This window comes from Microbacterium sp. Au-Mic1 (assembly GCF_021341785.1).
In the GTDB taxonomy this organism is placed as follows: Bacteria; Actinomycetota; Actinomycetes; order Actinomycetales; family Microbacteriaceae; genus Microbacterium.
Map to the genome: position 1 here is coordinate 1 of NZ_JAJTTF010000006.1, position 23,554 is coordinate 23,554.

A 23,554-nucleotide genomic window follows, 5' to 3' on the forward strand; every position below is an offset into this window, starting at 1 on the left:
TGCGTTCCGGCCTCTCGGCCTTCCCTTCAGGGCAACTTCTCTATCTTATCCGTGTCGCTCAGGCTGTCAAATCGACACGCCGTGAGGTTCAGAACCGGATCCGTTATCTCGTTTCCGAGGCAACTTCTCTAGCTTAGCCCTCCCGGCCAGCTTGTCAAATCGACGATCCTGGCGGACGGTCACCCTCCCGAACGCACGCGCTCGAGCCCCGCCGCAGGGAGAACCTGCGAAGAGGAACCGACTTCCGAAGAAGAAGGTGGGTGGTGTTCGTCGCTTGGGGAGTCAGGCCTTCCGGCCCTTCGCTCTACCGCTTGGGGCGAACAAGTAATAAGTTACGCGGATCCCGGGGTTCCGGCAAATCGAGGCGCCTTCTCGGGCGTGTCGCGCGCCGTTCCCCGCCTGTTCACCGGGATTCCACGCCGTCGACAGCCTCCGTGTCCCGTGCGCGCACCAGCCTCATCAGCAGGATGAGCGCGAGAGTGAGCGCGCCCCAGATTCCGCAGGCGAGCGGAAGGGTGCGGTAGGCGAGATGCTGCACGGTGAACTCCTCCGTGAGAGGCCCGTACACCGCGAGTCCGAGGACGACGGCGACGACCAGCATGGCGGGGAGCGACATCCACCAGCCCAGCCGGATGGCGAATGGTGCCGGATCCACCGGTCCCGGCGTGCGGCCTCGCAGCCAGAGCGCTCCGGCGATCGCGAGCACGATCACACCCCCGACGCCGGATCCGTACTGCAGCCACTTGTACCCGAGGAGCGGGCCCCACTGCTCGTCGAGCACCGGAAGCAGTCCGACGCCTGCCCTCCCCTCATGCGTGAACGCGTCCCAGAGGATGTGCGTCACCACGCCCAGCGCGAGCGCGAGCACCAGCAGGGTCACCCGTGCGAAGGATCCGAAGGTCTCGCCGAGCGCGGCGCGGGCTCCCCTGTCCCACTCCCCCGGGAGGCGTGCTCCGAGGAACCGCGGCGCGAGCAGACGGCAGGCCGGCCGCAGCACCAGTCGCCACACGAGGAGCAGCACCAGCGACAGCAGCACGGTGACCGGCAGCCAGCGCAGGTCGTGCGTCACCGCGTAGTCGACGACCAGTCCGCGGGTGAACAGCGGCAGGTCCGGCGCCATCGCGCCGATCGCGATCGCCGCGGGGACGAGCGGCGTGCGGACGAACGGCAGCGCCACGATCGCGTGACTCGGCGTGAACGGCATGCCGCCACGCTATCGGGCGAGGGATCGAGACCGATGGTGCTGGTGGGAGGAGCGGATCCGCCCTCACGACGAAGCCCCTCGCACCGCGGGGGTGCGAGGGGCTTCGAGAGGGTCGATGGTCAGGCCGGGAGCAGACCCGCGAGCGTCTTCTTGCCGCGGCGCAGCACCGAGACTGCGCCGGGCAGCCCGAGCGGAACGGTCGCGTCGTCGGACTCCACCCGCTCACCGTCGATGGAGACGCCGCCCTGCGCGATGGCGCGCCGCGCCTCGGAGGCGCTGGAGACCAGTCCGGTCGCGACGAGCGCGTCGACGACGGATGATCCGGCGGCCACCCGTGCGTTGGGGAGCTCCTCGAGCGCCGTGCGCAGCGTCGCCGCGTCGAGCGCGGACAGGTCTCCCTGTCCGAACAGTGCCTCCGACGCGGCGATGACCGCAGCGGTCGCATCGATGCCGTGCACGGTGGCGACGACTTCGAGGGCGAGGCGCTTCTGCGCGGCGCGGCGGAACGGCTCCGCCTCCACCAGCGCCGCGTACTCCTCGATCTCCGCCCGGGAGAGGAACGTGAAGACCTTGAGCCGGTCGATCACGTCCGCGTCCGCGGTGCTGAGCCAGAACTGGTACATCCGGTAAGGGCTGCACATCTCGGCGTCGAGCCAGATCGCATTGCCCTCGCTCTTGCCGAACTTGGTGCCGTCGCTGTTCGTGATCAGCGGGGTGCCGATCGCGTGCACCGAAGCGCCTTCGACGCGGTGGATGAGATCCGTGCCGCTGGTGAGGTTGCCCCACTGGTCGGATCCGCCCGTCTGCAGCACGCAGTTGTACTGGCGGTGCAGCTCGAGGTAGTCCAGGCCCTGCAGGATCTGGTAGCTGAACTCCGTGTAGCTGATGCCGGCGTCCGAGTTCAGGCGCGCGGCGACCGCGTCCTTCTTCAGCATGGTGCCGACGCGGTAGTGCTTGCCGATCTCGCGCAGGAAGTCGATCGCGCTCAACGGCGCGGTCCAGTCCAGGTTGTTCACGATGCGGGCTGCGCTGTCGCCCTCGAAGCTGAGGAAGCGCTCGACCTGCGCGCGCAGACGGCCCACCCACTCCTCGACGGTCTCCCGGGTGTTGAGCGTGCGCTCGGCCGTGGGGCGCGGGTCGCCGACGAGGCCGGTGGATCCGCCGACGAGCCCGAGCGGCTTGTGGCCGGCCAGCTGCAGCCGGCGCATGGTGAGCAGCTGCACGAGGTTCCCGAGGTGCAGACTCGGCGCGGTCGGGTCGAAGCCGCAGTAATACGTGATCGCGGGTCCTGCGAGGAGGGCGCGCAGCGCCTCGGGATCCGTGGACACGTGGACGAGGCCGCGCCAGACCAGCTCATCCCACACGTTCTCGAACGTGGGGTCGATGGCCGGTGCCGCGGTCGTCAGGGATGGGTTCGACACCGGATCAGGGTATCAGCGCGGATCGAGGGCGCCTTCCGCGCCCCATTAGGGTGGAGGGGTGTTGGGAACGCGCGCGGGTCGCACGGTCCGGGGCCTCATCGCCGCCCTGGTCGCGACGTTCGTGGCTTCCGTCTCCCACTCCACGGCCGACGGCATGCCCGCGCCGATGATCGGGATCGTGCTCGCGCTGCTGTTCGCGGCTCCCGTCTGCATCGCGCTGGCCGGGCGCGCCCTGAGCTGGATCCGCCTGTCCGTCGCCGTCGGGGTGAGTCAGATCGCGTTCCACGGGCTGCTGCTGATCGGCGTCGGATCCGGCTCGGGGTCGATCGCGGCCGGATCCGTCGGCCATCTGCACGGCTCCGAGATGGCCGATGCCCTGGGCGCCACGGCCGTCGACGCCGGACACGCCCTGCACCTGCAGCCCGCGATGTGGGTCGCGCACGCGATCGCCGCCGTGCTGACCGTGCTGGCGCTGGGCCGTGGAGAGCAGGCGCTGCGGGCGCTGCTCGAGCTCACCGGCTGGAACCTCGTCGCGCGGCTGCTCACCGCACCGCCCGCCCCGGCGCACCGCGTCCGGATCGCACCGCGCTCCGTCACGCGTGCGCTCCGCTCTGGATTCGTCCTGACCGTCGTGTCGAGGAGGGGTCCGCCGCTCGCGGCCTGACCTCCCTTCATCGCACCTCTGCCCGGGCCGCTCTCCTGGTGCGCCCGGGGTGCACTCACACGACCCCAGAAAGAACGAATCCATGCGAAACACCACTGCTTCCCGCGTCCTCGTCGGCCTCGCCGCCGGCGCTGCACTCGCCCTGGCCGCCCCGCTTGCCGCCTCGGCGCATGTGACCGCCACCCCGAACCAGGCCGAGGCCGGATCCTGGACCTACGTCACGTTCCGGGTTCCGAACGAGTCCGCGACGGCCAGCACGGTCAAGCTCCAGATCCACCTGCCCGCCGAAACCCCGTTTACGAGCGTCAGCTACCAGCCCACCGCAGGGTGGACCGGCGCCGCAGCCAAGACCACGCTGCCCAAGCCGGTCAAGGTCGAGGGCAACACCATCAGCGAGGCCACCACCGAGGTCACGTTCACGGCCGACGCCGGCGGGATCGCGCCCGGGCAGTTCCAGACGTTCACACTGTCGCTCGGTCCTGTGCCCGACACCGGCCACATCGTGATCCCCGCGACCCAGACCTATTCCGACGGCAAGGTCGTGGAGTGGTCGGCCACACCGGAACAGGTCAAGAAGGACGACACCCTCGAGCCCGCCCCCGTGGTGTGGGTCAACGACGCGCCCCCGGCCGACCACCACGGCGGCGCGACCGCGACGACCGCGCCGGCGGCATCGGCCGAGACGCCTGCCGACGGCCAGGGCGGTCTCGCCCTCGGCCTCAGCATCGCCGCGCTCGTGGTCGCCGCGGGCGGCGCGCTGCTCGGCGGCTTCGCCGTGGGCCGACGGAAGAAGGCCGACGCGTGAGTCTGCGGCACCGGCTCACCGCGCTCGCGGCCTCGATCGGCGTGGGCCTGGCCCTCGCGACCGCCGGCGCCACGGCGGCGAGTGCGCATGACACGCTCGAGAACACGGATCCGGCCCAGGGGGCGACCGTGAAGAGCCTGTCGTCCGTCGCCCTCACCTTCAGCGCGGATCCGCTCGGCACCGAGGGGGCCACGATCATCCAGGTGATCGGGCCCGACAAGAAGTACTACGAGACGGCGTGCCCGGACCTCAACGGCCCCGTGGTGTCGTCGCCCGTCGCGCTCGGCGCCGCCGGCACCTACGAGGTGCTGTGGCGGGTGGTGTCCTCCGACGGCCATCCGATCTCGGGCAGCTACACGTTCGCGTACGCGCCGGACGGCACGGCCTCGCCCGCGGCGGCGGGATCCGTCACGCCGGTCTGCGGTCCCGCCGCGTCGACGACCGAGGCTCCCGCAGCCGGGGCGACAACCGACACGGGTCTGTGGATCGGGCTCGGCATCGGCGCGGTCGTGCTGGTCGGCGTCGGTGTCGGCGCCTGGGCTCTGGCCCGCGGCCGCAAGAGCTGAGCCGGTCGCAGAGACCGAAACGGAGCGCGGCGTCCCCCAAAGGGCGCCGCGTTTCGTCTTTCCGCCCGGTCAGCGGCCGAAGCGAGGCGAGGTGCGATGCGTCACGTCGAGAGGGCACCGCGTTTCGTCTCGGTCGCCTTCGGCGTCCTCGCTCAACGACCCCGAGCGGAGGACCTCGACGACGGGAGGACCTCGGCCTCAGGGCGTCCTCGCTCGACGACCCCGTGGAAGCCGGGCCGACCATCGGGGGCGACGGTCAGCGCCCCTGCGTCGCCGTACCCGGCGCGCGCTCGAAGATCAGCGCCCGCCCTCCGCGCAACGTGCGCGACGTGAGGCCAGCCTCCTCCATGAGTCGTACGGCGCGGCGCGACAGGCCGGGCAGCACGGCGGACGTCCCGCCGGGTCTGCGGGCGATCCCGGCGATGAGCGTCAGGTCGACGCCGGAACCACGGGCCTCGATCCGGGCGAAGTCCCCTTCCGTGCGCCAGACCAGCCGGTCGAGCTCGCGGTACCGGATCCCGTCCTCGGATCCGTCGACCTCGATGCGCAGACGATCCGCGTCGAAGCGGGCGGCGCAGTCCACCGCGCGACGGCGCAGGAGCCATGACGTGAACAGGTAGGCGGGGAGCCCGGGGATCGCCACGTACAGAAGGAGGAACAGCTTCGGCCCGACGTACGGCACCCTGCCCTCGGTCGCGATCAGCACGACGGCGAGTACGGCGATCGCGATGGCGGCGGCGAGGGAGCACCACCACACGAGCGCCCGTGTGGACAGAAGCACGGCGCGGAAGCGCACGAGCGATCCGCGGGCGGTGGGCTCCCACTGCGGAGCGGGGCGCGCTTTCGCCGCGTCCCTGGCGCCGATCATCGCCGTGGTCCGGCTGATCAGCGCGAGCCATACCCAGCCGGCGGCCGGCACGGCGGCCATCTGCAGCACGGCGAGGAACGCGCGCGCAGGGTTCGGCTTGGGCGCCAGCAGCGAGGGGACGGCCTCGGCCAGGAGCCACAGCAGCAACCCCGCGCCCACGGCGCCCGCGATGTGCATGATCAGACCTCGCCGGGCCGGCATCCGCAGAGTCGCATTCACGAAGGAGAGACCGCAGAGCCAGCCGCCGATCAGCGTGAACAGGAACGGCAGGAAGCCCGGGTCGCCGGCGAGGTAGCCCGGCAGTGCCAGCGCCCCGCAGACCAGCGCCCAGAGCAGCGGCATGCGAGGGATCCGTCCCCAGCTCGAGCCCGGTTCGGGCCGTACCGGCTCGGGATCCGCCGGCGCCACGGCGTGCACCGTGTGGTGCGTCGAGCGCTGGACGTGGTGATCGGACATCCCGGTCAGTCTAGGGAGCGCGCGGTCTCGGCCGCCTCCCGGGCTCTCACTCCAGGGCGCGCAACCGCGCGTCGAGCTCGGCGAGACGCTCCGGCTCGATCGAGCCGAGACGCGCCGCACCATCGACCAAGGTGATCCCGCGGGCGAGGAACACCAGCGAATGCGTCGAGACGCCGGGCACGATCTCATCCAGCACGGCCCGCGCCTGGGGGTCGTCGAGGATCTCGCCGAGCGTGCTGTCCAGTGTGAACCGGGGCTTCTCGGTCATGGCTCCTCCTGAGCGAGCGTTCGTACAGTTCGATGGAGGCTGCGAATGCGCCCTCAGGACAAGGATCGCGGTGCCGACCGCGCTCGGCAACCGCGGAAGGCTTGCGAACTCCCGGGAAGGCGGCGAAGATTAACCAAATTAACTGGATTAACCGAGATCTACCGAGGTGTCGAGATGCAGAACCCGTTCCGTCCCACCGCAGGTGCCACCCCGCCGATCATCGTCAGCCGCGAAGGTCTCCTCAAGGAATTCGAGTACGGCCTGCGCGTGGGATCGGGCGCGCCGGGGTTGCTGACCATCTTCACCGGTGCCCGCGGTGTCGGCAAGACAGTGATGCTCGGCGCCGCAGAGGATCTCGCGCGAACTCGCGGGTGGGTGGTGATCTCGGAGACGGCCACACCGGGATTCATGGCGCGCATCGGTGAGACCATGCGCACTGCCGAGGCCGAGTTGGGCGATGGACCGACCGGCCGGCGGATCACCGGTGTCACCGTCGCCGGCTTTGGAGTGACGACGCAGCTGGCTCCGCAGCAGCAGATCGGCTGGAGGGAACTCGGGCAACGGCTGCTGACGCTGCTCGCGCAGCAGCGCACCGGCCTGCTCATCACGGTCGATGAGATCCATGCCGCCGAGCGGACCGAGATCGCGACACTCGCCGCGAGCATCCAGCACTTCATCCGCGACGGACTTCCCATCGCCCTGATCTTCGCGGGTCTCCCGGCCGCGGTCTCCGACCTCCTCAACGAGGGCGTCGCGACGTTCCTGCGCCGCGCAGATCGGATCGATCTGCATTCGGCCTCGATCGAGGAGACCGCCCAGTCCTTTGCGGACCTCTTCGCCCAGGGCGGCCATCCGATCACCCCGGAGCTGGCGCGGACCGCCGCCGAGGGCACCGGCGGCTACCCGTTCCTCATCCAGCTCGTGGGCTACAGCCTGTGGCAGGAGGCGGAGTCGCGAGAGGCGCCGATCGATGCGGACGCCGTGCGAGAGGCCGTCGCCGCCGCTCGCCGTCGCAACGAACAGACGGTGATCGGCGCCGCGCTCTCCACCGTCTCCGCCCGGGACATGGATTTCCTTCTCGCCATGACCGTCGACGATGCGATCTCGGATGTCGGCGACATCGGCCGCCGGATGGCGGCCACTCCCAGCCTCGTCGGCAAGTACCGCGCGCGTCTCATCGACGCCGGTCTCATCGAATCCGTCGGCTACGGCCGCGTCGCGTTCGCGATCCCGGGACTTCGGGAGTATCTGCGCGCGCAGACCGGTCGGTGACGCGTGCCGGCCCGTGCAGGCCGGCGCAGGACCGGACGCGGAGACACGCGGAGAAGCAACACCACGAAGGGCGGGGCGAGCGCGAACGCCCGCCCCGCCCTTCGTGAGGACCCGCTACGCGTCGAAGTCCTCCGGAACCTCGAGCGGGCGCCGCGAGAAGTAGGCGTCCTTCGCCCTGCGGTAGAACAGCAGCATCGGTACGATGCCGATCACGATCAGACCGAGGCCCAGGTAGTTCACGACGGGCTCGTTGTTCGGGATCGCGGCGAAGAAGATGTACAGCATGAAGATCGCGCCGACCGCCGGCCACAGGCCGATCAACAGGAAGTTCTTCACTGATCGGAAAAGCACCTTGCGGAAGCCGATCACCACGGCGAAACCCGCCAGCGAGTAGTAGAACGCGATCTGCAGGCCGATCGACGAGATCGCCCAGCCCAGGATCTGGCCGACGCTGTCGCCGAAGACGTTCGCGAGCACGAAGAGCAGCAGCGAGACACCCACGACGACGAGCGTCGCGAACACCGGCGTCTTCCACTTGCGGTTGATGCGTCCGAACGCGAACGGGATCGTGCGGTCGCGCCCCATCGCGAACAGCGTGCGGCTCACCTGCACGAGCGTGGTCTCCAGGGTCGCGATCGTGGAAAGCGCCACGGCGACGATCATGATCTTTCCGCCGATACCGGGCATGATCGCGTCACCGAGGACGCCCAGCACGTTCGCCGCGTTGTCCTCGATGGTCTTGCCGGGCAGCATCACCAGGGTGGTGGTGGTGTAGATCTCGAACAGGATGAACACGATGACGATGCCGAGGATGCCGGCCGCACCGGTGGTCTTGTGCGCGTCCTTCGTCTCCTCGCCGAGGTTGGCCGTGACATCCCAGCCCCAGTAGTAGAACGCCGCGATGAGAGCCGCCGCGACGAACACTCCGGCACCGGTCAGGTGCCCGAAGCCGAACCAGTCCCAGGAGAAGGTCTGCCCGTGGTGGTACGTGGTGATCGCGCGCGGGATCGCGATGGCCGCGAACACCACCAGGATCCCCACCTCGATGATCGACATGATCCATTGCGCGCGCTCCGTCGTATGCACGCCGAAGATCACCGCCGCGGCCATGACCAGGAACCAGACGGCGCCGACCAGCGTCACCAGCAGGGTGTTGTTGGCCTGATCCGGCGCGAACAGCGACACCGTCATCGCGCCGGCCGGCAGAGCACCGGCCACCATGAAGATCGTCGCCGAGATCACGACCGCCCACCCGGCGAAGAAGCCCAGGTAGGGCGTGAGCCCGCGGGCGACCCACGAGAACGACGCGCCGGCGTGACTGTCGACACGGGCGAGATAACTGAACGCGAACGCGATGCCGAGCATCGGGATGCCGCACCACAGCAGTGCGGCGGGCGCGCCGACGCCTGCGGCGCCGATCAGCAGCGCCGTGCTGGCCGCGATGGAGTAGGCAGGCGCACTGCCCGCCACGGCCATCAGCGTGGATCCGGCCTTGGTCACGCCGCCGGTCTGCAGCGAGTGCTCCTGATAGTCGATCGCGCGCTGCAGAGACGTGTCCGTCTCGAGTGGATTGCGGGTCACTCTGTTCCCCTGTCTCATCGTCGGGTATGGGGGATGACAGAGGGACGCTAGCACCGCGGATCCCCTCGCGCATAGAGCCTCGTTCCGATCCGTTCCACGACGGTTTCCGAAGCGGAGGGAAAAGGTGCGGAATGACGCGGATTCGCGCGCGATCTATCGGCTGATGCATAGGTATTCGTTGCGGAAATCGGGCTGCGGGTTCGAGATGCGCAGGCCTGGGCGACAGCGTCTCGGACGGGTTCCTCGGGGGCGCCCGCACTGATACCGTCGGCGCCATGACAGCGGATCCGGGGCCGCAGGACACGCGCATGCGTCTGCGTTACGCAGGCACCTGCCGTCTGTGCGGGCGGGCACTGCCCGCTTCGGTGGAGGCGGTGTACGAGCGCGACCGGAGGACGGTGCGATGCCTCGACTGCACGGCCGATGCAGGCCTGCCTTCCGCGCCTTCCGCGCCCTCCGCACCCTCCGCGGCACTCGAGCCCGGTACGGCGGGAGCCTCCGCGCGCCGGGAGTACGAGCGGCGCCACCGACGGCGAGAGGAGCGCATCCGCGCTGCGCACCCGAGGCTCGGCGGCATGATCCTCGCCCTCTCCGAGGATCCGCAGAGCACTCGGGCCTGGGCGCGCGGCGCGGTCGGAGAGGAACTCCTCGCGAAGCGCCTGGAGGATCTTCCGCCGTCCGCGCACGCGCTCCATGACCGTCGGATCCCGCGCTCGCGGGCCAACATCGACCACATCGTCGTCTCCCCCGGTGGCGTCTGGGTGATCGATGCGAAGCGGTACAAGGGAAGTCGCCCTTCGCGGGAGGGCATCGGCGGGGTCTTCGGGCCGCGGGTGCACACGCTGCGGATCGGCGGACGTGACGGCACGAAGCTGGTCGACGGTGTGCGAAAGCAGGTGGCTCTGGTGGCGGACGCGCTCGACACCGGCGTACCGGTCGCCGGGGTGCTGTGCTTCCTCGAGGCGGACTGGGGCCTGTTCGGCAGTCCGTTCTCGGTATCCGAGGTCCTCGTCACGTGGCCCGTGCGGCTGGTGAAGCACATCGCCGAGACCGCGGATCGCGAGGTCGATGTCGGCGCCGTGATGGCTCGGCTCGCGGCCGCTTTCCCACCGGCGTGACCGCGCCCGGGGCGACGTCGAGCGCGGCGGGCTCCGGCCGCGCGAGGGCGGCCGGAGCCCGGAGACGGATCCGTGTCAGCGCCCCGAGCGGCGCTTGTTGAACACGTCGAACGCGACGGCGGCGAGCAGCACGAGGCCCTTGATCAGCGCCTGGTACTCCGTGCCGACGCCGAGGATCGACATGCCGTTGTTCAGGATGCCGATGATCAGACCGCCGATGATCGCACCCGTGATCTTGCCGATGCCGCCGGTGACCGCCGCCCCGCCGATGAAGACGGCCGCGATCGCGTCGAGCTCGAACCCGTCTCCGTTCCGGGGGCTGGCGAGGTTCAGCTGGGAGGTGAACACGAGCCCGGCGAGCGCCGACAGCACGCCCATGTTGATGAACAGGGTGAACGTGACCCGCGGCGTCTTCACGCCCGACAGGCTGGCGGCGAGCGGGTTGCCGCCGATCGCGTAGATGTGCCGCCCCCAGACGCTGCGGGCCATGATCGCGGAGTAGACCACGGTCAGCACACCGAGGATCACCAGGGCGATCGGGGTGCCGTTGTAGCTCGCGAGCAGATAGGCGACGAGCGCGATCAGCAGGCTGGTGAAGGCGAGCTTGGCGATGAACCACCACAGCGGCTCGTCCTCGACCGCGAACTTGCGCCGCGTCATGCGGCCGCGGATCCCGAAGCCGATCATCCCGAGCACGACGAGCACCGCGAGGATGATCGTGAGCGGCTCGACGACGGTCTGGCCGCCGCCGAGGTCGGGCAGGAAGCCGGCCCCGATCGCGCGGAAGCCGTCCGGGAACGGCGAGATCGCGGTGTTCTGCAGGGTGATCTCGGTGAGGCCGCGGAACGTGAGCATGCCGGCCAGCGTCACGATGAACGCCGGGATCTTGAAGTACGCGATCCAGAAGCCCTGCCAGGCGCCGATCAGCGCACCCAGCACCAGGCACAGCACGACGGCGACCGGCCACGGCACGCCCATCTTGGTGATCAGCACACCGGCGGCGGCGCCGATGAAGGCGACGACGGATCCCACCGACAGGTCGATGTGCCCGGCGATGATCACCATCACCATCCCGATCGCGAGGATCAGGATGTAGCTGTTCTGGATGATCAGGTTCGACACGTTGATCGGCGCGAGCGTGATGCCGCCCGTGGTGATCTGGAAGAACAGCACGATCACGATCAGCGCGATGAAAAGGCCGATCTGCCGCAGTTGGCCGGTGAGGAACTCGAACGCGCTGCGCAGCGAGCTCGTCTGGCCGGTGTTGGATGAGCCGCTCATGCGGAGCCCACCTCCTTCTCCTGGGTCATGAATCGCATGAGGTTCTCCGCCGTGGCCTCCGCCCGCGGCACGTCCGCGGTGATACGCCCCTCGGAGAGGGTGTAGATGCGGTCGCACAGACCGATCAGCTCGGGCAGCTCGCTGGAGATGACGATGACGCCCTTGCCCTCGCTCGCGAGCTTGTTGATGATGCCGTAGATCTCGTACTTCGCTCCGACGTCGATGCCCCGGGTGGGCTCGTCGAGGATCAGCACCTCGGGCGACGTGTTCATCCATTTGGAGAGCACGACCTTCTGCTGGTTCCCGCCGGAGAGCTTGCCGACCACCGCCTCGACGGAGCTGGTCTTGATGTTCATGCTCTTGCGGTACGACTCCGCGACGATCCGCTCGCGGCTCTCGTTCACCCAGCCGATCTTCGCGATCCGGTCGAGGGCGGCGATCGTGATGTTCCGCTCGACGTCGTCGATGAGGTTCAGCCCGAACCGCTTCCGGTCCTCGGTCGCGTACGCGAGTCCGTGGCCGATCGCGTCCGACACCGTCCTGGTGGAGATCTCGGATCCGCGCTTGTAGACCCGGCCGGAGATGTTCACGCCGTAGCTGCGGCCGAACACGCTCATCGCGAGCTCGGTGCGGCCGGCGCCCATGATCCCGGCGATGCCGACGATCTCGCCCTCGCGCACGAACAGGTTCGCACCGTCGACGACCTTGCGCTCGTGATCAAGGGGGTGATGCACCGTCCAGTCCTCGATCCGCAGCAACTCGTCGCCGATCTTCGGGATGCGATCGGGGAAGCGGCTCGCGAGATCCCGGCCGACCATGCCGCGGATGATCCGATCCTCGCTGACGTCGTCGGTGCGCATCTCGAGGGTCTCGATGTTGCGCCCGTCGCGGATGACGGTGACCTCGTCGGCGATCGCCCGGATCTCGTTGAGCTTGTGACTGATGATGATCGAGGTGATGCCCTCGTCGCGCAGGTGCGTGATGAGCTCGAGCATGTGCGCCGAGTCGTCGTCGTTGAGCGCGGCGGTGGGCTCGTCGAGGATCAGCAGTCGCACGCTCTTCGAGAGCGCCTTCGCGATCTCGACGAGCTGCTGCTTGCCGACGCCGATGTCGGCGATCTTCGTCGCCGGGTTCTCCTTCAGGCCCACGCTCGCCAGCAGCTTCGCCGCCTCCTGGTTCGTCGTGTTCCAGTCGATCCAGCCGCCGGCCTGGCGCTCGTTGCCGAGGAAGATGTTCTCCGCGATCGACAGGTACGGGCTCAGCGCCAGCTCCTGGTGGATGATCACGACGCCGGCGTGCTCGGACTCGTTGATGCTCTTGAACGCGACCGGCTCGCCGTCCAGGAGGATCTCACCGTCATAGGATCCGTGCGGATAGACGCCCGAGAGGACCTTCATCAGGGTGGACTTGCCGGCGCCGTTCTCGCCGCAGATCGCATGCACATGGCCGCGCTGCACAGTGATCGACACGTCCTGCAGAGCCTTCACGCCCGGGAACGTCTTCGTGATCCCGCGCATCTCGAGGATGTTGTCGCTCATCTCGCTCTCCTTTCGTCAGAGGAGGGTGGCTGCGGGAGCGTCCGCAGCCACCCTGCCGAGGGAGTGCCTTACTTGAGCTGGTCCTCGGTGTAGTACCCGGTGTCGATGACGGCTTCCTTGTAGTTGTCCTTCGTCACCACGATCGGCTCGAACAGGAACGTCGGCACGACCTTGGTCTTGTTGTCGTAGGACTTCGTGTCGTTGACCTCGGGGGTCTTGCCGTTCAACACGTCGTCGGCCATCTTCACGGCCTCGCCGGCGAGCTTGCGGGTGTCCTTGTAGATCGTCGAGTACTGCTGCCCCGCGATGATCGACTTCACCGACGGGATCTCCGCATCCTGCCCGGTGATGATCGGGAGCTTGTCGGTCGCGTAACCGGCGCCGGTGAGGGCCGAGATGATGCCGATGGAGAGGCCGTCGTAAGGCGAGAGCACGCCGTTCACGGTCTGCCCGTTCGAGTAGGTCGAGGCGATGAGGTCCTGCATGCGCTTCTTCGCGACATCCGCCTGCCAGCCCTGCGTGGCGACCTGCGTGAAACCGGTCTGCCCGCTGCCGACCTTGACGACGCCCTTGTCGAGGTAGGGCTTGAGCGTGTCCATCGCGCCGTTGAAGAAGAAGGTCGCGTTGTTGTCGTCGGGGCTTCCGGCGAACAGCTCGATGTTGAACGGTCCGGCGGCGCCGGTGTCCTTGCCGCTCTTGTCGAGCACGCCGAGGCCTTCGAGGAGGCTGGTGGCCTGCTGCACGCCGACCTTGTAGTTGTCGAACGTCGTGTAGAAGTCGACGTTCTTGTTGCCGTTGATGAGGCGGTCGTAGGCGATGACCTTCACGCCCTTGGACGCGGCCTGGTCGAGCTGGCTGGAGAGCGCGGTACCGTCGACCGACGCGATGATGAGCACCTTCGCACCCTTGGTGAGCATGTTCGAGATCTGCTGCACCTGAGTGGGGATGTCGTCGTCCGCGTACTCGAGGTCGACCTTGTAGCCGAGCTTCTCCAGGCCGGCCTTGACGGCGTCGCCGTCGTGGATCCATCGGGTCGACGTCTTCGTCGGCATCGCGACGCCGACGAGCGCGCCCTTGTTGGCGCCAGGCTCCTCGGTCGAGGATCCGCCGCCGCGGGTTCCCGCGCACGCGGTCAGGCTGAGGGCGAGGGTCGCGGCGGCTGCGATGCCGACGACCAGTCTCTTGAACTTCATGTGATTCCTTTCGTCGAGCGGCCGCCGTGGCACGCTCAGGACAGCGGAGAGCGCGCCGATGGAGCGATCGGACCGCCAGGGTCGGGACCGGCGCCTCGAGGGCGAGGGCGTGGGTCGGGCTGACGACCGCATCACTGCGGGCGTCGGTTCGTGGTGCTGTTCGCACGGGGCCGGTGGCCGCCGACCTCATGCGCTCGGGACGGCGAGGAGGTTCGGAATCCGACCCCGTCGTCGCCGCGGCTGTGACCGATCACACCCGCACGAGTGATCTTCTGGCGAACCGGTCACATTTGTCAAGCACTTGATCGAAGTCGAGCGGCTCGCCGCGTGATCCCGAGGAGTGCGGCCCGACCCTCGATCGCCCTCAGAAGGGGCGAGGAGCCGCCGTGGACGCCCGCACGATCAGCCCCGGGACCAGGGGTTCCTGCACCAGGTCGTCGCCACCCAGCTGCGCCAGAAGCATCCGGATCGTCCGCCTGCCGAGTTCGCCGAAGTCCTGTCGCACCGTGGTCAGCGGAGGGAAGAAGTGCGCCGCCTCGGGGATGTCGTCGAACCCGACGACGCTGACGTCCTCCGGCACCCTGACGCCGCGCTCACGGCAGGCGTGCAGGAAGCCGAGCGCCATCGAGTCGTTCCCGGCGAAGACCGCGGTGAAGTCCGGCATGCGCAGCAGGCTCAGGCCCGCCTCGTAGCCGAACTGCGCGGTCCAATCCCCCAGCAGCGGGGCGCGCACGCGCAGATCGCGGTCGTCGAGCTCGCGCAGATAGCCCGCCATGCGCGCCTCCGCCTCCGTCCAGTTCTGCGGTCCGGCGAGGTGGACGATGTACTCGTGGCCGAGGTCCGCGAGATGCGCGACGGCGGCCCTGGCGCCGGCGATCTGGTCCATCGCCATCGAGTGGCGCTCTCCGCTCGGGCCGAGGGCCATGATCGGCACGTCCACACTCATCTCGCCGACCTCGCTCAGCACCTCCTGCTGCGGGGCGATGACGATGATCGCCTCGACGGCATGGCTGAGCAGATCGTCGATGCTGGCGCGCACCACCCCCGGCTCGCTGGAACGCAGATTCGCGATGGAGAGCCGGTAGCCGGCGTCGCGCGCCGCGAACTCGATCGCGGTGATCGCCGTGGCCGGCCCGTACAGCGCGCTGTGCGCCGTGAGCACGCCGATCGTGCGGGAGCGGTTCGTCGACAGCGCCCTCGCGACGGGGTTCGGCCGGTAGCCGAGTCGGTCGATCACCGACTGCACATGCTGGCGCGTCGTCTCGCGGATCCGGTCGCTGCCGTTCAGCACCCGCGACACGGTCTGGTACGAGACGCCGGCTTCGCGCGCCACGTCGCGGATGTTCAGGGCGCGAGGCGGGTCGCTCTCCACAGCCACGCGCACCTCCGTTCAGATCGGTCAGACTCATTATGCGCGAGGCGCGAGAGGCGCCGGCTCCGTCGCCCGCTTCCCCGTCGGCAGAGCATCGGGAATAGGCTGGTTCCACATCACGCAAACACCGTTGCGTCTTGCGCAATCGAATGGAGAAGCCCTCATGCCGAACCTTCTTCCCCAGCCGTCCCTCGTCGAGGTCGGATCCGGCGCGTTCCTGATGGCCGAGACCGTCCGGATCCGCGTCGCGGAGCCGCTGCGCGCGGCTGCGGAGCGGCTTCAGGAGGCGCTGCGCGCAGGGCTCGGTCTGCCCCTCGGCCTGGACGCCCCCACGGACGACGATCAGGGCTCCCCGAGCATCGAGCTGGTCCTCGATCCGCTCCTCGCGGAGGAGGCCTACACGCTGGCCGTGGAGGAGAGCGGGATCAGGATCGCCGCGGGCGGTGTCCGGGGCGCCCATCACGCGACGCAGTCGCTCCTGCAGCTGCTGCCCCCGCGCGTACACCGCCGCGCGCCCATCGTCCCCGGCGCGCCGGTCACCGTGCCCGCGGTGCGCATCGAGGACGCCCCGCGATACCGCTGGCGAGGGCTCATGCTCGACGTCGCACGGCACTTCGCGCCGACTGCCGAGGTGCTCCGCGTCATCGACCAGCTCGCGATGCACCGGCTCAACGTCCTTCACCTGCACCTCACCGATGACCAGGGGTGGCGCGCGGAGATCCGCAGGTATCCCCTGCTCACGGAGGTCGGCGGATGGCGCCCGTCGTCGCAGCGCGGATCCGGCCCCGGATCCACGCAGGACGGCATGCCGCACGGCGGCTTCTACACGCAGGACGACCTGCGCGAGATCGTCGCCTACGCGGCGGCGCGCGGGATCGCCGTGGTGCCCGAGATCGAGCTGCCCGGCCACGTGCAGGCGGCGATCGCCGCGTACCCGCAGCTCGGCCTCGTCGCGGAGCCGCTCGCCCCCTGGACCGGATGGGGGATCAACCCGCACGCGCTGAACGTCGAGGAGTCGACCGTCGCGTTCTTCTGCGACGTGCTCGACGAGATCATGGAGATCTTCCCGTCCGAGGTGATCGGCATCGGCGGGGACGAGTGCCGCAAGGACGAATGGCGCGCCGATGCGCGCACCCAGGAGCTCATGCGCGAACGCGGGCTCGCCACGGAGGACGAGCTGCAGAGCTGGTTCATCGCCCGCATCGACGAGCACGTCCGTTCGCGAGGCCGGCGCCTGTACGGCTGGGACGAGATCCTCGAGGGCGGCCGGGTCGCCGGCGCGACGGTCGCCTCCTGGCGCGGAACGGCCGGCGCGATGATCGCGGCGCGGCGCGGATCCGACGTCGTCATGTGCCCGGAGGACACCGTGTACCTCGACTACCGGCAGTCCGACTCCCCGGACGAGCCGATCCCGACCGGCCTCGTGACCACGGTCGCGCACGTGCGCGCCTTCGATCCGATCCCCGCCGGACTCGAGCCCGAGTATCGAGACAGGATCCTCGGCGGGCAGGCGAACCTGTGGGCCGAGCACGTCGACTCGGCCCGTCGCCGCGACTATCAACTGTTCCCGCGGCTGTGCGCTCTCGCGGAAGCGCTGTGGAGCGGTCAGGATCCGGCCGTCGTCGGCTCGTTCCCGGAGCGGCTCGAGGCGCATCTCGCGCGTCTGGATGCGGCCGGTATCGAGTATCGCCCGGAGGACGGGCCCCGCCCGTGGCAGCGGGTCCCCGGAGTGCCGGGCAAGACCTTCGACCGCGCCGAGCGCGCGGCGGAGATCGCCCGGCTCACCGCGAACCTGGCTTAGCCGCGGGGCGCCGCGCGTGGTGCGCGGGCACCACGCGTCACGCGCGGGCGGCGGGCGTCAGGCGCGGGCGGCGGCGAGGAACGCCCGCGCCTTGGCGGTGACCGCGGCCCAGTTCCGCTCAGATGCGTCCGTCGCCGAGACCACGCTCGATCCGGCCGTCACGGCGATCGCGCCGGCACGCAGGTAGTCGGCGGCGTTGCCCTCGTGCAGTCCACCGGAGGCGACCAGGGGCAGCTGCGGGAAGGGCCCCGCGAGGTGGCGGAAGAAGCCGGGGCCCACGGTCTCCGCCGGGAAGATCTTCACCGCCGCGGCCCCGAGCCGTGCGGCCGTGAGCGCCTCGGTCGGGGTGAACGCGCCCATGATCACCGGCACGTCGTGCGCACGCGCGACCTCGGTCACCTCGGCGATGACCGCGGGGGTCACGAGGAACGCGGCACCGGCGGCGATGGCATCCCGCGCCTCGGCCGCGGTCGTGACGGTACCCGCGCCGACGCGCACGCCGGGGGCGCCGCCGCCGGCGGCGATGACCTCGGTGACACCGGGGGTGGTGAACGCGAACTCGACGACATGGATCCCGCCCGCGGCGAGCGCCGCCAGCAGCGGCAGCGGATCCGGGATGCGCGCCAGGCGCGGCAGCGCGAGCGCCGCGTCCCTGCGCAGCAGAGCCATCACATCGTCCGTCGTGGTGACGTCCTTCTCGGTATCGGCGCTCATCGCGTCCCCTCCTTCGTCGCGCGCAGGCTCTGGCCCGACACGCTGTCCGTCCGCTCGCCGTCCCGGACCGCGAGCTCGCCGTTCACCCACACGCCCGCGATGCCGGTCGCCGTCCGGCGCGGCTGCTCGAACGTGGCGCGGTCCTGGATCCGCTCCGGGTCGAACAGCACCAGATCCGCGGCGAACCCCTCGCGCACGAGGCCGCGGTCGGGCAGGCGCAGCCGCCGCGCCGGGGTCGCGCTGAGGTGGCGGATCGCCTCCTCGAGCGTCAGCACCCCGAGCTCGCGCACGTAGCGCGCGAGGTAGCGCGGGAAGGTCCCCCACGAGCGCGGGTGCGGGCGGTCGCCGACGAGGATCCCGTCGCTGCCTCCGGTGTGCCGGGGGTGGCGCATGATCGCCTGCACGTTGTCCTCGTGCCCGATGTGCATGAGCACGCCGGTCGCGAACTCGTCGGCGAGGAGGACGCGGATGACCGCGTCCACCGGCTCCTCGCCGGCCTCCTCGGCGATCTCGGCGACGGTGCGGCCGACCAGGTCCGCGAGCTCGGGATGCCCGACGCCGGAGACCTGGATCCGGGTCCAGTCGGCGCGCTCGCCGTGGAATCCGTCGCAGCCGTCCACGTCGAGGGCCTGGAGCAGGGCGTCCCTGTCAGCGCCGGACGCGAGCCGGTCGCGCAGGGCGTCGAGGCCGCCCGCCGCGATCCAGCTGGGCAGGAGGGCCACGAGCGTGGTCGCGCCGGGCAGGTAGGGGTAGCTGTCCATCGTGATGTCGACCCCGTCGGCGAGAGCCTGGTCGATGAGCTCGAGGAATCGGGGCGCGGCGCCCGCGTTCGACGTGAAGTTGAGCGTCGCGTGCGCGAGGTGCAGTGCGCAGCCGGTCTCGCGGGCGATCCCGATGACCTCGGCGTAGGCGTCGATCGCTCCGGCGCCGTAGGAGCGGGTGTGCGGGGCGTAGAAGCCGCCGGCCTTCGCGACGACCTCGCAGAGCGCGGTGAGCTCGGCCGTATCGGCGTACATCCCCGGCACGTAGGTGAGACCGCTGGAGAGCCCGACGGCACCGGCCGACAGCGAGTCCGCGAGGATCGCGCGCATGTCGGCGATCTCGGATCCGGTCGCCGCACGACTGCCGGATCCGACGGTGAGCAGCCGCAGATTGCCCTGGGGCACGAGCACCGCCGTGTTGGTGGCGGTGCCCTGCGTGAGCCGGTCGAGGTAGCCCGCCATGTCGCGCCAGTCGATCGCGAGCCCGGAGTGCCCGTTCCAGCCGGCGATCTGGCGGCGCACGCCGTCGAGGATCGCGTCATCGACGGGCGCGTAGCCGATCCCGTCCTGGCCGATGACCTCGGTGGTGATCCCCTGGCCGACCTTCGCGATGTGCGACGGATCCGCGAGCACGGCGAGGTCGGAGTGCGCGTGCATGTCGATGAATCCCGGAGCGAGCACGAGGCCTTCGGCATCCCAGACCTCGGTGCCCTCCCCTGCGGTGAGGGCACCGGCCGGGGCGATGGAGCGTATGCGGCCGCCGCTCAGCAGCACGTCGGCGTTACGGCGCGCGGAACCGGTGCCGTCGACGACGGTCGTATGCCGGAACAGGGTCGGTGCGGGCGGAAAAGGGGTCATGCTCAGAACACGGTCTCCACGACGTCGACGACGACCGGGTCCGGTGCATCCGCGTCGGCGACGACCGGGATCAGGCGCCACTTGTCGAGGACGGTGCACGGGTGCGACAGCCCGAGACGCACCACGTCGCCGACCCGCAGATGCGCCGCAGCACCGGAGGCGACGGCCGCCTCGCCGAGTCGCAGGAACAGGTGCTGGTCGTTGAGCGCGGACACCGTGCTGCCCGCGAGCACGCCGTCGTCCTCCGCCCGCCCGGCGATGCGCTGCGCGACCGGGAGCCCCTCGTCGAACGAGGCGTCGCGGCGTCCGCAGTCGAGCAGCGCGAGGCCCGGCTCGGGACGCGAGAGCACCCGCGCCCAGACGTGCATGGCCGAGCGGAACGGCACCTCGCCGATCGTGCGGCCCATCGGGCTGATCCCGGCGTAGAAGCCGTCGTCATGGATCTGGAACGCACCGGAGCGCACCACGACGTCGGCGTCGAGGCAGAGCGGCGGCAGCACGGCGCCGACGCGGTCGAAGTAGGCGCTGCCGCCTGCGGTGACCACGGCGCGCACACCCGCCGGGTACAGCCCGGCATCGGCGAGCTCGCGGTGCAGCCCTGCGAGTTCGGCGAGGTAGGCGTCGACCCGCGCGATCGCGGCGTCACCGGCGTCGTGCGCGAGGGCGCCCTCATACCCGCCGACCCCGGCCAGCTCGAGCACGGGCGAAGCGGCGATGGCCTCGGCGATCGCGCGTGCCGTGGCGCGGTCGCGGGCGCCCGTGCGCCCGCCGGCGCCGCCGAGTTCGACGAGCACGCGGAGAGGCCGCCGCACTCCCCCGCTCAGGCCGGCCTCCATCGCGCGGACGACGTCCACGCCGTCGGCCCAGCTGAGGATCTCCGCCTCGGGGTGCGCGGCCAGCTCGTCGGCGATCCACTGCAACCCGATCGGATCCACCGTCTCGTTCGCGATGATGATGCGGCGCACGCCGTGGGCGCGCCCGACCTGCGCCTGCCACGGAGTCGCGAGCGTGAGACCCCACGCGCCGGCGCCCTCGGGGCGGTCATCGAGCAGCTGCCGCCACAGCGCCGGGGCCATCGTCGTCTTGCCATGCGGCGCCAGCAGCACCCCGGCCTCCTGCGCCCAGTCGGCCATGCGCGCGACGTTGTGCACCATCGCGCCGGCGTCGAGCGTGAGCAGCGGCGTGGCGAAGTCGGAGCGCATCGGCCCCGCCGCCAGGAACTGCTCCCGCGTCTGACCGTGCGCGGACGGCGGGAAGGACTTGTCCCTCACGGACAGCGGGCGGGCACCACTCGAAGACGTCTCCACCCCTCCATGATGCCGCCGTGTTGCGTTCGATGCAATTGGCGTTGCATGGGGTTGCACGGCTGGATAGTCTCGATCCATGCCCGCGTCCGCCCACCCCGTCGCGACCCCCTCCGCCGTCACGTTCGGCGAGGCGCTGGTCGTGCTGGTGCAGAACGAGCCCGGCCCGCTCGAGCACGCCAGCGGCTTCACCCGTTCGCTCGGCGGCGCCGAGGCGAACGTCGCGATCGGCCTGGCCAGCTGCGGCGTGCCGACCTCCGTCATCACCCGGGTCGGCGACGACGGCTTCGGCCGTTACCTCCGCGACGAGCTGCACCGCCTGGGCGTCGACACGAGCGCGATCGGCGTGGATCCGCTCCACAGCACCGGCGTCTACTTCAAGGAGGTCGGCGGAGGCTCCGCCGCGGTCACCGACCTGGGTGCCGGCCGCAGCCGCATGCACTACTACCGCTCCGGATCCGCCGGAGCGCACCTCAGCCCGCAGCTGCTGGACGAACCCGCCGTCGCCGCCGCGCTCGCCGGAGCCGCGCTGGTGCACACCACGGGGATCACGCCGGCGCTGTCCGGCTCCGCGGCCGACGCGCAGCGGGCGCTCGTCTCGGCCTTGCGCGGCCGCGCGCTCGTCTCCTTCGACCTGAACTGGCGCGCCCGGCTCTGGAGCGGACGCGAGACGGAGGGTCGCGCGCAGATGGCCGGTTTCCTGCGCTCGAGCGACATCGCGCTCGCCGGACTCGACGAGGCGGAGCAGGTGTTCGACGTCTCATCGCCGGAGGAGCTGCGGCGGGCGTTCCCCGAGCCGCGGATGCTGGTCGTGAAGAACGACGACGGCGCGGTCGTGGCGTTCGACGGCGAGGAGCGGATCGAGGTGCCCGTTCCGGCGCGGGTCGAGGTGGTCGAGGCGATCGGCGCCGGCGACGCGTTCGCCTCGGGGCTGCTCGCGGGGATCCTGCACGGCCTTCCGCTCACCGAGAGCGTGGCCCAGGGGCACCGCACGGCCGCCCGCGCGCTGACCTCGGTCGCCGATCACATCGCACCGGATCCGGCGCCGCGCGCCCGTGCAGCCGACGCGACGACGGACACCGGGCCGACTCCTGCCTTCGCCACATCCGCATCCGCATCCACATCCGCACCCGCCGAGGAGCCCCGATGAACCAGACCGTGACCCGCGCGCTGGACCTGCTCATCGCTCTGCAGGACGGCGCGCGCAGCCTCGACGAGTGCGCCGATCGGCTCGGCGTGCACAAGTCGACCGTGCTGCGCCTGTTGCAGACCCTGGAGGCGCAGCGCTTCGTGACACACGACGCGCAGCACCGCTACCGGCTGGGCAGCCGACTGTTCGACCTCGCCGGCGCCGCGCTCGCCCAGCGCGATGTGCGCGAGGTCGCTCGTCCTCATCTGGAGCGGCTGAACGAGCGCACCGGGCAGACCGTGCATCTGGCCGCCTACGAGTCGGGCGACGTCGTCTACATCGACAAGCTCGAGGCGCGCACCGGCATCCGGATGTACTCGCGGGTCGGTCTGCGCGCCCCGCTGCACAGCACCGCCGTCGCGAAGGTGCTGCTCGCCGACCTTCCCGCGTCCGCACAGCGGGAGATCGCCGAGGGCATCGACTACGTGCCCTACACCGAGCGCACGATCGCGAACGCGACGGACTTCCTCGCCGAACTCGCACGCGTGCGCGCCGACGACTTCGCCCGCGACAGCGGCGAGCACGAGAGCTTCATCAACTGCATCGCCGCCCCGATCCGCGACGGCAGCGGCGCCGTCGTGGCCGCCGCGTCCGTGTCGGTGCCGACCATGTCGCTGCCCGCCCACGAGGTGCTGGCCCTGTTGCCGCAGCTCGTCGAGGCGACACAGGCGACGTCCGCAGACCTGGGCTGGGCACCGCGCCCGGCCGCCGACCGAGAGGAACGACCATGACCGACAAGACCCGCGTTCTCACCGCCGACGCCCCCGCCCCCGCGCACGTGTTCTCGCAGGGTGTCCGCAAGGGCCCGATCGTGCAGGTGTCGGGTCAGGGCCCGGTGGATCCCGCGACGAGCGAGTACCTCTTCCCCGGCGACGTCGCGGCGCAGACGGTACGCACCCTCGAGAACGTGCGCGCGATCGTCGAGGCGTCGGGGGCGACCTTCGACGACGTGGTGATGCTGCGCGTGTACCTCACCAAACGCGAGGACTTCGCGATCATGAACGAGGCCTACGGCGAGTTCGTCACGAAGCACACCCCGAGCGGCGTGTTGCCGTCGCGCACCACCGTGTTCACGGGCCTGCCGCGCGAGGAGATGCTCGTCGAGATCGACGCGCTCGCCGTGGTCTGAGCCTGACGGCTCCCGCGCGGCCCGCCTCTCGGGCTCGGGCTCGGGCTCGGGCTCGGGCTCGGGAGGAGTTCTCGCGCTCTGGAGGAGGAATCTCGCACAGGGCTCCGCCCGAAGGCGAGTTCTCCTCCCGACGCGCGCGCTGGCCCATACGGCGTGCGCCGGTCCACACGCGTGCGGCGGCCCATGCAGCG

General features: G+C 70.4%; 21 protein-coding genes. 9 read left to right on the forward strand and 12 right to left on the reverse strand.

Features of this window, described 5'->3' with window-relative positions; translation table 11 throughout:
- Window positions 1–403 precede the first annotated feature (403 nt).
- The gene (locus LXM50_RS09345; protein WP_233311050.1) at window positions 404–1,204 is read right to left on the reverse strand and encodes a DUF4184 family protein; all 801 of its coding nucleotides are present in this window, start codon (window positions 1,202–1,204) and stop codon (window positions 404–406) included.
- A 119-nt stretch (window positions 1,205–1,323) separates the two neighbouring features.
- Window positions 1,324–2,625, reverse strand: coding sequence for a tyrosine--tRNA ligase (gene tyrS / locus LXM50_RS09350; protein ID WP_233311051.1), 1,302 nt, complete (start codon window positions 2,623–2,625; stop codon window positions 1,324–1,326).
- A gap of 58 nt (window positions 2,626–2,683) precedes the next feature.
- On the opposite strand from tyrS, the gene LXM50_RS09355 reads away from it, so the two are divergent.
- From LXM50_RS09355 to LXM50_RS09365, 3 genes are all read left to right on the forward strand, one after another.
- Window positions 2,684–3,289 (forward strand): hypothetical protein, encoded by a 606-nt coding sequence (locus LXM50_RS09355; protein WP_233311052.1) that lies wholly within the window; start codon window positions 2,684–2,686, stop codon window positions 3,287–3,289.
- Between the two features lie 82 nt (window positions 3,290–3,371).
- Window positions 3,372–4,094: a YcnI family protein gene (locus LXM50_RS09360; RefSeq protein WP_233311053.1), complete on the forward strand. Its 723-nt coding sequence runs from the start codon at window positions 3,372–3,374 to the stop codon at window positions 4,092–4,094.
- Window positions 4,091–4,660 carry a copper resistance CopC family protein gene (locus LXM50_RS09365; RefSeq protein WP_233311054.1) on the forward strand — a complete coding sequence of 190 codons (570 nt, stop codon included), beginning with the start codon at window positions 4,091–4,093 and terminating at the stop codon, window positions 4,658–4,660. The genes LXM50_RS09360 and LXM50_RS09365 overlap by 4 nt, the downstream gene beginning before the upstream one ends.
- A 256-nt stretch (window positions 4,661–4,916) precedes the next feature.
- Here the strand turns inward: LXM50_RS09365 and LXM50_RS09370 are convergent, their stop codons facing one another.
- Window positions 4,917–5,984, reverse strand: a complete 1,068-nt coding sequence (locus LXM50_RS09370) for a hypothetical protein (protein WP_233311055.1) — start codon at window positions 5,982–5,984, stop codon at window positions 4,917–4,919.
- Between the two features lie 46 nt (window positions 5,985–6,030).
- A complete protein-coding gene (locus tag LXM50_RS09375; RefSeq protein ID WP_233311056.1) occupies window positions 6,031–6,252 on the reverse strand; it encodes a hypothetical protein in 222 nt (73 codons plus the stop codon).
- Window positions 6,253–6,426: 174 nt separating this feature from the next.
- Here LXM50_RS09375 and LXM50_RS09380 point away from each other — a divergent pair, with 174 nt between their 5' ends.
- Entirely contained in the window at window positions 6,427–7,524 is a 1,098-nt protein-coding gene (locus tag LXM50_RS09380; protein WP_233311057.1) for an ATP-binding protein, read from the forward strand.
- Between the two features lie 114 nt (window positions 7,525–7,638).
- Here LXM50_RS09380 and LXM50_RS09385 read toward each other — a convergent pair whose 3' ends face one another.
- Entirely contained in the window at window positions 7,639–9,105 is a 1,467-nt protein-coding gene (locus tag LXM50_RS09385) for an APC family permease (protein ID WP_233311058.1), read from the reverse strand.
- Between the two features lie 575 nt (window positions 9,106–9,680).
- Between LXM50_RS09385 and LXM50_RS09390 the strand changes: the two genes are divergently transcribed.
- Window positions 9,681–10,223: a nuclease-related domain-containing protein gene (locus LXM50_RS09390; protein WP_233311059.1), complete on the forward strand. Its 543-nt coding sequence runs from the start codon at window positions 9,681–9,683 to the stop codon at window positions 10,221–10,223.
- A gap of 75 nt (window positions 10,224–10,298) precedes the next feature.
- On the opposite strand, the gene mmsB is transcribed toward LXM50_RS09390, so the two are convergent.
- From mmsB to LXM50_RS09410, 4 genes are all read right to left on the reverse strand, one after another.
- Window positions 10,299–11,504, reverse strand: coding sequence for a multiple monosaccharide ABC transporter permease (gene mmsB, locus LXM50_RS09395; protein ID WP_233311060.1), 1,206 nt, complete (start codon window positions 11,502–11,504; stop codon window positions 10,299–10,301).
- Window positions 11,501–13,042 (reverse strand): multiple monosaccharide ABC transporter ATP-binding protein, encoded by a 1,542-nt coding sequence (gene mmsA / locus LXM50_RS09400; protein ID WP_233311061.1) that lies wholly within the window; start codon window positions 13,040–13,042, stop codon window positions 11,501–11,503. Before mmsA ends, mmsB begins: the two co-directional genes overlap by 4 nt.
- Before the next feature lie 68 nt (window positions 13,043–13,110).
- Complete coding sequence (gene chvE, locus LXM50_RS09405) at window positions 13,111–14,235, reverse strand: multiple monosaccharide ABC transporter substrate-binding protein (protein WP_233311062.1); 1,125 nt, start codon at window positions 14,233–14,235, stop codon at window positions 13,111–13,113.
- 364 nt (window positions 14,236–14,599) lie between these two features.
- Entirely contained in the window at window positions 14,600–15,613 is a 1,014-nt protein-coding gene (locus LXM50_RS09410) for a LacI family DNA-binding transcriptional regulator (protein WP_233311063.1), read from the reverse strand.
- Window positions 15,614–15,770: 157 nt separating this feature from the next.
- On the opposite strand from LXM50_RS09410, the gene LXM50_RS09415 reads away from it, so the two are divergent.
- Entirely contained in the window at window positions 15,771–17,408 is a 1,638-nt protein-coding gene (locus LXM50_RS09415; RefSeq protein ID WP_233311064.1) for a beta-N-acetylhexosaminidase, read from the forward strand.
- Between the two features lie 57 nt (window positions 17,409–17,465).
- On the opposite strand, the gene LXM50_RS09420 is transcribed toward LXM50_RS09415, so the two are convergent.
- The 3 genes from LXM50_RS09420 to LXM50_RS09430 are packed head-to-tail and all read right to left on the reverse strand — an operon-like array spanning window position 17,466 to window position 21,048.
- Complete coding sequence (locus LXM50_RS09420) at window positions 17,466–18,122, reverse strand: bifunctional 4-hydroxy-2-oxoglutarate aldolase/2-dehydro-3-deoxy-phosphogluconate aldolase (protein ID WP_233311065.1); 657 nt, start codon at window positions 18,120–18,122, stop codon at window positions 17,466–17,468.
- Window positions 18,119–19,741, reverse strand: coding sequence for an amidohydrolase family protein (locus LXM50_RS09425; RefSeq protein ID WP_233311066.1), 1,623 nt, complete (start codon window positions 19,739–19,741; stop codon window positions 18,119–18,121). The genes LXM50_RS09420 and LXM50_RS09425 overlap by 4 nt, the downstream gene beginning before the upstream one ends.
- A gap of 2 nt (window positions 19,742–19,743) precedes the next feature.
- A complete protein-coding gene (locus LXM50_RS09430) occupies window positions 19,744–21,048 on the reverse strand; it encodes an amino acid deaminase (protein ID WP_233311067.1) in 1,305 nt (434 codons plus the stop codon).
- A 76-nt stretch (window positions 21,049–21,124) separates the two neighbouring features.
- Between LXM50_RS09430 and LXM50_RS09435 the strand changes: the two genes are divergently transcribed.
- Genes LXM50_RS09435 through LXM50_RS09445 form a run of 3 tightly spaced genes read left to right on the forward strand, consistent with a single transcriptional unit; the run spans window position 21,125 to window position 23,363 of the window.
- The gene (locus tag LXM50_RS09435) at window positions 21,125–22,195 is read left to right on the forward strand and encodes a sugar kinase (RefSeq protein ID WP_233311068.1); all 1,071 of its coding nucleotides are present in this window, start codon (window positions 21,125–21,127) and stop codon (window positions 22,193–22,195) included.
- Window positions 22,192–22,965, forward strand: coding sequence for an IclR family transcriptional regulator (locus tag LXM50_RS09440; RefSeq protein WP_233311069.1), 774 nt, complete (start codon window positions 22,192–22,194; stop codon window positions 22,963–22,965). Before LXM50_RS09435 ends, LXM50_RS09440 begins: the two co-directional genes overlap by 4 nt.
- Window positions 22,962–23,363 (forward strand): RidA family protein, encoded by a 402-nt coding sequence (locus LXM50_RS09445; protein WP_233311070.1) that lies wholly within the window; start codon window positions 22,962–22,964, stop codon window positions 23,361–23,363. The genes LXM50_RS09440 and LXM50_RS09445 overlap by 4 nt, the downstream gene beginning before the upstream one ends.
- Window positions 23,364–23,554 lie beyond the last annotated feature (191 nt).